We start from the raw sequence: 12,240 nt of genomic DNA, 5'->3' as shown, positions 1-12,240 counted from the left end.
GATAAAAAAAATTATCTAGCGTAGTAAATTGACGTTTGAAAGATGCTGAAACTCCCGATGCTTCGGGACAGCATGACGGTAGTTAAAACAGTATCGTCGCCCTGAACTAGTTTCAGGGTCTCTTATTTGGGGCAACGAAAAATACGTCAAATGGTAGACCCATGATAAAAAAAATTATCTAGCGTAGTAAATTGACGTTTGAAAGATGCTGAAACGAGTTCAGCATGACGGCAGTTAAAACAGTATCGTCGCCCTGAACTAGTTTCAGGGTCTCTTATTTGGGGCAACGAAAAATACGTCAATGGTAATTCATTGCAGGATCTCATCTGAAATTACTGAGATACTGAAACTCTCGAAGCTTCGGGACAGCATGACGAAAAGAAAAAGTTCACATTTAAATTAAAAAAAAGCCCGCCACAAAGGCAGACTTTTTTTTAATTTACTTTTTTTATCACTCCTCACTCTTCACTCCTCTAACTATTCAACATTACCGGCATAACAAGCATAGTGATCTTTTCACCTTCGTCCAATCCATCTACCGGAGTTAAGATCCCGGCACGGTTTGGTAAACTCATTTCTAACTGAACTTCATTTGCATTTAGGTTATTCAACATCTCGGTTAAAAAACGAGAGTTAAACCCAATTTGCATATCGTCACCTTGATAAGAACAAGTTAAACGTTCTTCAGCCTTGTTGCTGTAATCTATATCTTCTGCTGAAATATTTAACTCGGCACCAGCGATCTTTAAACGAACCTGGTGAGTAGTTTTATTTGAGAAAATTGATACCCTTCTTACAGAGCTCAAGAACTGACTTCTATCTATCACCAATTTATTCGGGTTCTCTTTTGGAATAACCGCTTCGTAGTTTGGATACTTCCCATCGATCAATCTACAGATCAATTGAGTGTCTTCAAAAATGAATTTTGCATTAGACTCATTGTATTCAATAAGTACATCGGTTTCGCTTCCTGCTAAAATTCCTTTTAAAAGATTCAAAGGTTTTTTAGGCATAATGAATTCTGCTGCCTGAGAAGCCGTTACATCTTCTCTGGAATATTTCACCAATTTGTGAGCATCTGTAGCTACAAAAGTTAAACCTTCTGTAGAGAATTGAAAGAACACTCCGCTCATTACAGGTCTAAGATCATCGTTTCCAGAAGCGAAAATGGTCTTGCTAATTGCCATAGCTAGTACATCTCCTTGAATAATAGTACTGCTTGGATCACTCAATTCCACAGCATTTGGGAATTCTTCCCCATTTGCATACGCCAAGGCATATTTCCCGTGGTTGGAGCTTAATTCTATGGTGTTGTTATCTTCTACTACAAAAGTAAGTGGTTGTTCTGGGAACGTTTTCAAGGTTTCCAATAACAATCTTGCAGGAACAGCGATAGAACCTTCAGAATCTGATTCTACTTTCAATTTTGAAGACATAGTAGTCTCTAGATCGGAAGCAGATACCGTTAATTCGTCCTTTTTTAATTGGAATAAAAAGTTATCTAAAATAGGAAGGGTGTTATTATTGTTAATAACGCCTCCTAATATTTGAAGCTGTTTTAATAAATACGTACTGGATACTATAAATTTCATGGATCTAACGGTTATTTAATCAATACAAATATATCTTAATCCTTTAAAAACTGAAGTGTAATAGGTGATATTTTATTAACAGAAAAAATGAAATTATTTATGTCAACTCCTTGAAATTAAAGGCTTCTTGAAAATATTGTATAGAATTTTGTTAATATTTAATCTTGACTAATAGTTATGAACCAAAAGTCTAATTTTTTAAATAGCGTTTTTTTCTGAAGTAGGTAAAGACAAAAGCACCAATTCCTAACAATAGTAACGGAATCACAAGATTTATAACTTGCCATTTTTCACGCTCTTGAGCTGTCTTTTCAGAATCTAAAAAAGCGATGTTTATTTCTTTAGATCTAATATCTATTAATCCTGAATCGTCTAAAAGATAGTTTACAGAATTCAGCAAAAACTCCTTATTTCCGTAGGTGTTTCCTGTAAATCGATCGAAGCCTAACTCTAAAGGCTGCCCTTTCTGAAGCTGATTTTTTATAACATCACCATCTGAGATGACTATCATTTTGGTTTGTTTTCCATTATCTATAGCCTCATTCAGATCAAAAGGCTTTACCCTGTTCTTGTAAACAGATTTGAATTCTCCTTCCAATAATACAGCCAATGGTAATTCCCCTGCGGTATAAGTGGAAAGATCTGGTGGAGTATTCAATAATTTTAAACTTATTTCTCGTGGAGTTCCTTCTATTTTGGATTGAGGAGAACTAGAAAGGAGTACGGTCTTTTCAATGTCGTTTCCTAAAATATCTATAGGATTGGCCCATTCAAATTTTACCGCTTCTATATTATTGATTATTGGATGTGCGTTTGGAGAAGTAGTTAGCGGACTGTAGAACCAGGGATAAGGAGAAAACTGAGTGTCATTTCCATTTCCACTCGCCAGAACGATGGGCGCCGAATAAATATCGTTCACCAAGGCAGGATTAATGCGTAAGCCGTAAGAGAAGAAGAAGTCATTTAAATTGAGATCTCTTGGCAATGCAAAAGCACTTCCACGCGGATTGAACAAACTATCGTTTTCCATAGCAGTTTGCTCTACCAACCATAGGGATTTCCCTCCACTCATAAGGTATTGATCTAAGACCAGCTTCTCTTTTTCGGAATACGCTTGTGTGGGTTTAGCTTCAATTATAAGATCGAATTCTTTTAGATCTTCCAGAGTTTTGTTAGGATAATTGCCAACAGAATCTAAAGTAAATGGTGCAACAAAATAATACTGTCTAATAGTTTTAATGAAATCGGCGATATAAGCATCTCCCAACTCTCCATTTCCGCGCATAATGGCGATCTTTTTCTTTTTGGGCTCTACCAATTGCCCTATGGCATCTGCAAAGGAATATTCCATTTGCTGAACCGAATTATTTACGCGTTCCTCATCTGTTGTTCCCAACTTATTTTTAAGCAATGGGATCTTTACAGTCTTGTTATTAAAATTAGCTATTGCCCAGGGGAAAATAATAGATTCGCTTGCTTTTCCATTTTCCATCACACTAATACGTGCAGGCGTCATTCCTAATTCGTAAAATTCCTGAGCCACAGCATTCGCATCATCACCTTCTGCCAATGGATCTATAAAGTTGAATTTTACATTGGAATTATAAGCAGCCATTTCCTCTAGAAATTGCTTGGTTTCATTTTGTAATCTTCTGAATTCAGGTGGAAAAGCTCCTTTTAAGAAAACATCGATTATTATAGGCGATTCAATTTTAGCTATAATAGTTTTAGCAGCAGGAGATAGGGTGTACCTATGATCCTTAGTAAGGTCGAACCTGGAATGGACTTTGGAGGCAATGATATTCACAAATAGCAATCCTAAGATCACTATAAAAATCCACTTATATTTTGTCAAATTCTTCAAGAGCTAGGTGTTAGTTTTTGTTGAATAGATCTTGAAATAGCTGAATGAGATAAACAGGAGTATTAGACTGATAAAATAGATGATATCTCTAGTGTCTATTACCCCACGACTCATGCTTTTATAATGATAACTCATTCCTAAATACTCTATCCCATAAGTGGAATCTCCAAATATTTTAAAGTCGGCAACTCCTTCAAAAGCAAAGAATAATAGGAAGCATAGAAAAACAGCGACTATAAAAGCTGTGATCTGGTTACTAGTAAAAGCTGAAGCAAATACACCTATGGCGGTATAAGTTGCAGCTAATAGCAAAAGCCCAAAATAAGAGCCTAAAGTAGCGCCAATGTCTAAGTTTCCAGATGGATCACCAAGCTTATAAATTGTAAAAACATATAATAGAGAAGGAAGAATGGCAATACAGGTCACTATAAAAGCTCCAAAAAATTTCCCAGTTACTAGATTCCAGGTGCCAATAGGTTTGGTAAGCAATAGTTCCATGGTGCCTTGCTTCTTTTCTTCAGCAAAACTTTTCATGGTGATGGCAGGGATCAAGAAAAGAAAGATCCAGGGTGCGAGATCAAAAAATGGTTTAAGATCTGCAAATCCGTTATCTAAAATATTATAAGAGCCAGTAAAAACAAACAGAAATAGACTACAAAGCGTCAAAAACATTCCAACTACTAAATAGCCGGTTGGAGCCGAAAAAAAGGATCGTATTTCTTTGTTGAGGATGGCTATCAATGCTGCTTATTTTTCTAACCTATATTCTTAGTCTAGACTCACTAATTTGTCTACACTCCAGGCTTCTGGTTTCTGATTGAAATATTGTTTGGTGTTTTTCCAGACTACTTTAAAAAGATCTGAATTTCGATAATTCTCTAGAGCTTGTTCATTTTCCCAATAACTATACGTAAAAAACTGATTTGTATTGCTTTTATCTCTGTAAAGTTCTAAAAAAAGACAACCTTCAAAACCTCTCACTTTGGTTTTTATAGATTTAAAATCGCTTAAAAAGGTTTCAACTTTTTCTGGCTGAAAGCCCATTTTTACTATTCGTATAAACATCTAAGATTCAAATTTTATGGTTACCGTGTCCCTAAGCTCTAGTCCAAATAGGGTAGAGGCACTTCCTACAGTGCTAGGATTACTTTTATAAATGGCAAGTTCTATATATCCAGCAGAATTGAAGATGGCCAATTTTTTTCCGTCTTCTTCGCGTTTATCTTTCTCCTGTTTAAAATCTATAGCATCACTATAGGTGGTATAAATATTAGAAAATTTTGCCGTTCGTGCCATAATCTTAAATTTTCTGCCTTTCCCAACATTTTCAAATATCTTCCGTGTAATATTGGTTACAACATTCCCATAATTATCTATATAAAGCACATGGCCAACAATCTGATTTTTATCAGAATTTATATAAGGCTCTATCTCTTTTAAATATTTAATTTTTTCTATAGACTTTCCAATTACTTCCAAGGTGCCTCCGCGAGCGATATGACAAGCTACTCTCACAAAAACATCCAGAACTGGAAAATTGGTTTCTACCGTGTTATGGATATTGATCTCTACGATCTTTTCAGGCTTGATTTCTGAAGCGATCAAAGAAAGAATACCATTGTTTGCACATATAAAATAATGATCGTCCAGTAATATAGCAAGGTGCTTATTTTCCGGAGTTAATTCTGAATCGATCCCGATTATATGAATACTTCCCTTAGGGAAACATCTGTAGGCATTTTTTATAATATAGGAAGCCTCTGTAATATGAAAAGGCGAGATAGAATGCGAAATATCAACAATACGTACATCATCCATTTCTGAATAGATAGTACCTTTAACGGCTCCAGCGAAGTGATCTTTTTCCCCAAAATCTGTCGTTAAAGTAATGATAGCCATAGGCAATTGTTGATATTTTTTTAAAGGTGAAGCTTGTTATTTATTGTAAGTTTGTAATACAGGCGAAGATAAATTTATTTCATCCAAATCCTGATTAAATTTATATAAAAATAGACAAATTTCATCAAGTAAAATCTTACATTGTTACTCCAGTAAAAACTATAAATGATTTAAAAATCTAACTTTAAACCTACTGCTTTTGAACGAACTCATTATCGAACTTTCCGAAATTAGTCCAAGAGATTTCTTTGGACAACAAAATGAACACATTGAACTTCTCAAAAAGTATTATCCAAAATTAAAGATCGTTGCTCGTGGTAACAAGATCATGGTTTATGGCGATGAAGACATGCTAGAGGAGTTTGATAGGCGATTTACAATGTTAATGGATCATTTTGTTAAGTACAACGCCCTAGATGAAAATGTGATTGAACGCGTTCTTTCCAGTAATGGAAGAGATGAGTATTCATCCTCTTCAGAGAGCGGACAAACTTTAGTACATGGAGTGGGAGGTAAGCTAATAAAAGCTCAAACTGCCAATCAACGAAAGTTGGTAGAACTCGCCATGAAGAATGATATGGTCTTTGCTATTGGTCCCGCAGGTACAGGAAAAACTTACGTGGGCGTGGCACTTGCCGTAAAGGCACTTAAGGAGAAGCAGGTAAAACGTATTATTCTAACCAGACCTGCTGTTGAAGCAGGGGAAAACCTAGGATTTCTACCGGGAGATCTTAAAGAGAAACTAGATCCTTATATGCAACCTCTTTATGATGCGCTTAGAGATATGATTCCGCATGAAAAATTGGAGGTTTTTATAGAAAAAGGAATTATTCAAATTGCTCCTTTAGCATTTATGCGTGGGAGAACTTTAGATAACGCCTTTGTGATCTTGGACGAAGGGCAAAATACCACTCATGCTCAAATGAAGATGTTTCTCACTAGGATGGGGAAAAGCGCAAAATTTATGATCACGGGCGATCCAGGGCAAATAGATTTACCAAGGAGGACAGTTTCTGGTTTAAAAGAAGCATTACTTGTACTTAAAGATACCAAAGGTATTGGAATGGTCTATTTAGATGATAAAGATGTTGTAAGACACAAGCTGGTTAAAAGCATCATTGCAGCATACAAGAAAATAGAACACGCTGAAAATTAATTTCAGAATTCAATTTAATTCAATAGAATAATAAAACGATCTCTTTGTTGAGATTTTATAATTTTCATGAAGAATACTATAATAGATACCAATTTCAATTTTCCAGGACAGCAAAAAGTTTATAAAGGAAAGGTTAGAGAAGTATATCATTTAGAAAATGACCTTTTGGTTATGGTTGCAACAGATAGGCTTTCTGCTTTTGATGTGGTAATGCCTAAGGGTATTCCTTATAAAGGTCAGATCTTAAATCAGATTGCAACACAAATGATGGCTGCAACTCAAGATATAGTTCCTAATTGGTTGGAAGCAACTCCAGATCCTAATGTGGCGGTGGGAAAAAAATGTGAGCCTTTTAAGGTAGAAATGGTAATACGCGGTTATTTATCTGGCCATGCAGCAAGAGAATATAAAGCAGGAAAACGTATACTATGCGGAGTTTCTATGCCAGATGGAATGAAGGAGAACGACAAATTCCCAGATCCTATTATAACTCCAGCAACGAAAGCTGAAATGGGCGATCATGATGAGGACATTTCAAAAGAAGATATTCTAAAGCGACACATTGTTTCTAAAGAAGATTATAAGTTTCTTGAGGATTATACTAACAAACTATTTCAAAGAGGAAGTGAAATTGCTGCTTCCAGAGGCCTAATTCTTGTAGATACTAAATACGAATTCGGGAAAACTGCAGATGGAGAAATTGTTTTGATAGATGAAATTCATACCCCAGATTCTTCCCGTTATTTTTATGCTGAAGGATATGAAGAGCTTCAGAAAAACGGAGAGATCCAGAAACAATTATCTAAAGAATTTGTGAGACAATGGCTTATTCAAAATAACTTTCAAGGCTTAGAAGGTCAGTCAGTTCCAGAAATGAGTGATGCTTATATAGATACAGTTTCAGAAAGGTATATAGAACTCTATGAAAAGATCACAGGATTCCCATTCGAGAAAGCAGATCTTTCTAATATAGAAGCTCGCATAGAAAGCAACGTTTTGGACTACTTAAAACATAGAAATACATAGGTTTCAAAGTTTATCTACTGATAATACCTTACATAATCTACATAAAAACGGGCTGGAAAAATGGAATCGTCTATTTCTCCGGCCCAATTTCCTCCAAGAGCTAAATTTATAATAAGATAAAATGGTTTTTTAAAGATATTCTCTCGCCCTTCTCTCTCGGCATCTTCAATAGTAAAGCAGTGAAACAGCTGTTCATCTATAAAATAATTGATACTTTTTTGGTCCCATTCAATAGCATACCTATGAAAACCGTCTTTAGAAGAAGGTATTTCAAAACTACTTACTGAAGAATTCAATTTCTTATTATCTAATTCTGGATAGTGAATAGCTCCATGAATCTCGGTTGGAGATTTTCCTACATGTTCCATTATATCTATTTCACCGGATGCAGGGTAACCATCTCGTTGCCTGTTCTCTCCTAACATCCAAATTGCTGGCCATGTTCCCTTTCCTTCAGATAATTTTGCTCTTATTTCAATTCTACCATATTTAAAAAGTTTGTTGCCGATTGTATTTATTCTAGCAGAAGTATATTTAGATCCTTTAAATTTTTCTTTTCTTGCTTCAATAATTAGCATTCCTTCCTCAATTCGAATGTTCTTAGCTCTGGAGGTATAATATTGTTCTTCGTTATTATGGCCCAAGCCTTTCTTGAAATTCCAAATATCGGTATTTATCTTTTTTCCATTAAACTCTTCTGTCCATTCTAAATTTCTGTTCTGGGAGATCATAGTAGTAGAAATTAATATAATAAAATATAAATATTTTGACATGCCAGACTTGATTTTGAATAGTTCAACTTGCTAAAAGTATGCCAGCCAAATATATTTTAATCCCTCATTGAGGGTTTAATTCCCCGAGACCTGCCCGAGAAGAATCTCATTCAGGCGGGCTTACCTCGAATTTTTAAAAGTATTTTCCTCCCGAACCATCGGGACATCCCTCGTGGGCTTGCCCCGAGGTTCTTGATTTATATATAGAAAATTATGGGGATATGTCGTTTAATTCTATTTGATATTTACCTATCATGTTTAACAATACCTTTTCTGAACTGGAAAGAGATATATCATTCTTCTTATCTGTATTTTTCACTTTCTCAAAATAGGGAACGATCTCTCCATTTTCATAATTTTCAGTTATAAATGGATGTACATAATAGCTCCTGCAAACCGCCCTTGTATTCCCAAGCCCTTCTGCTGCTGCATCTATAGCTTCTAGTATTGCTTTTGCATTTTCTTTTTCATTCTCTTTATATCCGATTTCATGCAGCGTCTCAAAATATATTTTTGAAGCCGCCCATGTCCTAAAATCTTTAGCTGTAAAGCTATCCCCGCTAATTTCCTGAATATAATTGTTTATCATTCCACTATCAATTGAATGTTTCTCTCCATGCTCATCATAAAATTTAAATAGTTCCCAGCCTGGAATATCTTCACATTGATTTACCAGTTTTATCAGTTTCTTATCGGTAATTGTAATTGAATGTTCCTTGCCTTTTTTCCCAACGAATTCAAATTTCATCTTGCTTTTAGAAGTTTTTACGTGTCGGGTTCTTAGTGTGCTTAATCCGTAAGTCTTGTTTTCTTTAGCATAGTATTCATTTCCAACTCTAATATGTGTTTCTTCCATTAAGCGAATTATCAAAGCTAAGATCTTACGTTCATTCATGATAGATTGATCTAGATCTTCATCTACCTTTTTTCTGATTTTGGTTAATGCATTTCCGAAAGTGATCATTTTAAAGAATTTGGTTTTATTCCGTAATTCAGACCAGGTGGGATGATACATATATTGTTTTCTACTTTTATCATCCAAACCAACTACTTGTAGATGTCCGTTTTTGAGATGGGATATTCTCACATTTCTCCATGCTGGCGGAATAACCAAGCTTTTATACCTATCTAATTCCCGGCCAGTCATGATCTTCTTCCCATTTCTATTATAGGTATAGCCGCGACCACATTTTTTTCGCGTCACACTAAGATTAGCTTCAGAGATATAGATGAGGTTTGCAATGCTTGCAGCCTCCTCAGGATCATTTATTAGATCATCAATTTCATCTTTTGTTAAAGTCATTGATTTTTTATTTAAATATAAACGGTTTCAAAACAAACAGATTATAATTATATGTGAAAATTCAATAAACCAAAAACGGTTGCTTCTTTATAATAGAAGCAACCGTTTTAAAAAGATTTAGAGAACTAATAATTCTTATTCGAAGTAACTAAAAGTATCTCCGTCTTTAATATTTAGAAGACTTTCATAGATTAATCTGATAACATTTTCTACATCGTCTCTATGCACCATTTCTACGGTAGTATGCATATAGCGTAGAGGCAAAGAAATAAGAGCCGATGGCACTCCGCCATTGCTATAAGCAAAAGCATCAGTATCTGTCCCTGTGGCACGAGAAGACGCGCTTCTTTGAAAAGGAATATCCTTTTTTTCAGCCGTATCTATTATAAGCTCTCTTAATTTATTTTGAACAGCAGGCGCATAAGAAATAACTGGACCGGCACCAATTTTCGCAAATCCATTTGTTTTCTTATCGATCATTGGGGTAGTGGTATCGTGAGTTACATCTGTAACAATTGCCACATTTGGTTTAATAAGCTGAGTGATCATTTCGGCTCCACGTAAACCAATTTCTTCTTGAACCGAATTAGTAATGTAAAGTCCAAAAGGAAGTTTCTTTTTATTCTCCTTTAAAAGTTTTGCCACCTGAGCAATCATGAAACCACCCATTCTATTATCTAATGCTCTACATACAAACTTGTTGTCATTAAGAATAAAAAATTCGTCTGGATAAGTGATCACACAACCAACATGCACTCCTAATTCTTCAACCTCTGTTTTGGTAGTACAACCAACATCTATAGTGATATTATCCAATTTGGGAGTTTCCTCTTTTTCTTTATTTCTGGTATGTATAGCAGGCCATCCAAAAACACCTTTTACAATACCGTTCTTGGTGTGGATATTTACTCTTTTAGAAGGAGCTATTTGATGATCACTTCCTCCATTTCTTATTACATATATAAAGCCTTCATCAGAAATGTAATTAACATACCATGAGATCTCATCGGCATGTCCTTCAATAACAACTTTAAATTTAGCTTTAGGATTAATAACAGCCACTGCTGTACCATAAGTATCGGTTATAAATTCATCTACATAGGGTTTTAGATAATCCATCCAAATTTTTTGTCCTTCCCATTCGTAACCTGTAGGGGAGGCGTTGTTTAGATATTTCTCAAGGAACTCCATAGATTTTTCATCAAGCAGATCTTTCTTTGTCATAGTTTGTTTTATTATTTCTTTTAAATTACCGTTTTTAAAAATTTTCTGGAAACTAGTATCCTTCGTAGTATAAGCTAAAAAGAGCTAGAATACATAATATTTAGTACGAATTTAATAAGAATAAAATTTTATGCAAGTGCAATAATTGTAAATTTGGAATGGTTTTAGTAAATGGTATTCAAAATTAAAAGATTGCGATTTGAAATTTAAGCTAACATATATTTTCTTTTTTCTTCTGTTAAATGCATGGAGTCAAACTAAGAATCCAGAGCGAGACACTATTCAAGAACAAGATACTATACAAAAGGAGTATTTTATTGTTGTGGGTGATACACTAGTCCGTGAAACAATAGATTTAGATGAGGTGCTTATTCTAGGTAAACTAAAATTCAAGTCAGATCTGGATCGCAGGAAATACCTTATATTAAGGAGAAAGACTCGAAAAGTATATCCTTATGCCAAATTAGCTTCAGAACGTTTGTTGGAGTTGGAATCTAGGTTGGATCAAATTAAATCTAAACGAGATAGAAAGAGGTATACTAAAATAGTGCAGAATTATATCGATGATCAATTTTCTGCAGAACTTAAAAAGTTGACCCACACCGAAGGTCAGATCCTGGTTAAACTTGTCCATAGGCAAACCGGAGTAACGGCCTACAGTCTTATTAAAGAACTAAAAAGTGGTTGGCGTGCCTTCTGGTATAATTCCACTGCCAGTTTATTCGATATATCGTTAAAAGAAGAGTATCATCCAGAATCCAATCAAGAAGACTATTTAATAGAAGATATCCTACAACGCTCTTTTCAATCTAAAATATTAGAGCCGCAACCTAGTCTGTTGGATTTTAATTTCCACGAGCTTACCAATAAATGGACTGCAGGTAGGTAGTTTATGGTTATTTCTCATATTTCTTTGGGCGTTTCCCCTCGTAAAACTCGGGGCCGGGCTTTATGCTTGTAGTCCCAATTCCACAAAGTTCCATTGGGAGCTACCGCTTCAATCCCTAACGCGCGGGCATCACTGATACCTTTTATTATATTAAAAACCTTTCAGTCCCGTAAATGAAGAAAAAAACTTTCCCGGTAACTCCCGTTGTACCAAACTATTAAGAAAAGATTAAAATTATTTTCAAAAATACTTCTAGAAAAGCTTGTGGTAAAGAAAAAAGAGGGCGTATATTTGCACCCGCTAAGCGATCAACGAGTAGTTGATTTGGAGGCTAAGTTCATTGTATACTGGGAGATTCAAGCGTTTTTAGAGTTAGAAATTAACTTTAAAAAAGTTTAAAATAAGTTTGCCGGAATGAATTTAAAGTTGGTATATTTGCAGCCGCGTTTAGCGGCACAAAAAGTTCCTTGATTAGTGAGAATATGATGTAAGTTTTAAGAGACGAAGTTCTTAA

Annotated in this window: 11 protein-coding genes; 3 read left to right on the top strand and 8 right to left on the bottom strand. The window is 35.0% G+C overall.

Annotated features, from left to right (window positions below; translation table 11 throughout):
• Positions 1-473: 473 nt before the first annotated feature.
• The 5 genes from dnaN to ES724_RS12500 form a co-directional block, all read right to left on the bottom strand.
• The gene (gene dnaN / locus ES724_RS12520) at positions 474-1,592 is read right to left on the bottom strand and encodes a DNA polymerase III subunit beta (RefSeq protein WP_026838919.1); all 1,119 of its coding nucleotides are present in this window, start codon (positions 1,590-1,592) and stop codon (positions 474-476) included.
• Positions 1,593-1,782: 190 nt separating this feature from the next.
• On the bottom strand, positions 1,783-3,456 hold the full coding sequence (gene gldG / locus ES724_RS12515) for a gliding motility-associated ABC transporter substrate-binding protein GldG (RefSeq protein ID WP_170249895.1): 1,674 nt from the start codon (positions 3,454-3,456) through the stop codon (positions 1,783-1,785).
• A 3-nt stretch (positions 3,457-3,459) separates the two neighbouring features.
• The gene (gene gldF / locus ES724_RS12510; protein WP_146933426.1) at positions 3,460-4,197 is read right to left on the bottom strand and encodes a gliding motility-associated ABC transporter permease subunit GldF; all 738 of its coding nucleotides are present in this window, start codon (positions 4,195-4,197) and stop codon (positions 3,460-3,462) included.
• 27 nt (positions 4,198-4,224) lie between these two features.
• On the bottom strand, positions 4,225-4,521 hold the full coding sequence (locus ES724_RS12505) for a putative quinol monooxygenase (protein ID WP_146933424.1): 297 nt from the start codon (positions 4,519-4,521) through the stop codon (positions 4,225-4,227).
• Positions 4,522-5,355, bottom strand: coding sequence for an SAM hydrolase/SAM-dependent halogenase family protein (locus ES724_RS12500; RefSeq protein WP_146933422.1), 834 nt, complete (start codon positions 5,353-5,355; stop codon positions 4,522-4,524).
• Between the two features lie 199 nt (positions 5,356-5,554).
• Here ES724_RS12500 and ES724_RS12495 point away from each other — a divergent pair, with 199 nt between their 5' ends.
• Together ES724_RS12495 and ES724_RS12490 are read left to right on the top strand one after the other, a co-directional pair.
• On the top strand, positions 5,555-6,511 hold the full coding sequence (locus tag ES724_RS12495) for a PhoH family protein (RefSeq protein ID WP_146933420.1): 957 nt from the start codon (positions 5,555-5,557) through the stop codon (positions 6,509-6,511).
• 66 nt (positions 6,512-6,577) lie between these two features.
• Positions 6,578-7,537, top strand: coding sequence for a phosphoribosylaminoimidazolesuccinocarboxamide synthase (locus ES724_RS12490; RefSeq protein WP_146933418.1), 960 nt, complete (start codon positions 6,578-6,580; stop codon positions 7,535-7,537).
• A 14-nt stretch (positions 7,538-7,551) separates the two neighbouring features.
• Here ES724_RS12490 and ES724_RS12485 read toward each other — a convergent pair whose 3' ends face one another.
• The 3 genes from ES724_RS12485 to ES724_RS12475 form a co-directional block, all read right to left on the bottom strand.
• On the bottom strand, positions 7,552-8,310 hold the full coding sequence (locus tag ES724_RS12485; RefSeq protein ID WP_146933416.1) for a glycoside hydrolase family 16 protein: 759 nt from the start codon (positions 8,308-8,310) through the stop codon (positions 7,552-7,554).
• Positions 8,311-8,521: 211 nt separating this feature from the next.
• Positions 8,522-9,613, bottom strand: coding sequence for a DNA topoisomerase IB (locus ES724_RS12480; RefSeq protein ID WP_146933414.1), 1,092 nt, complete (start codon positions 9,611-9,613; stop codon positions 8,522-8,524).
• Between the two features lie 135 nt (positions 9,614-9,748).
• A complete protein-coding gene (locus ES724_RS12475; RefSeq protein WP_146933412.1) occupies positions 9,749-10,837 on the bottom strand; it encodes a M42 family metallopeptidase in 1,089 nt (362 codons plus the stop codon).
• Between the two features lie 199 nt (positions 10,838-11,036).
• Here ES724_RS12475 and ES724_RS12470 point away from each other — a divergent pair, with 199 nt between their 5' ends.
• Positions 11,037-11,726 (top strand): DUF4294 domain-containing protein, encoded by a 690-nt coding sequence (locus ES724_RS12470; protein ID WP_081661877.1) that lies wholly within the window; start codon positions 11,037-11,039, stop codon positions 11,724-11,726.
• Positions 11,727-12,240: the final 514 nt, after the last annotated feature.

It is taken from the genome of Gillisia hiemivivida, assembly GCF_007997295.1.
Classification (GTDB): Bacteria; Bacteroidota; Bacteroidia; order Flavobacteriales; family Flavobacteriaceae; genus Gillisia; species Gillisia hiemivivida.
This window is presented reverse-complemented; position numbering and strand designations above follow the sequence as displayed.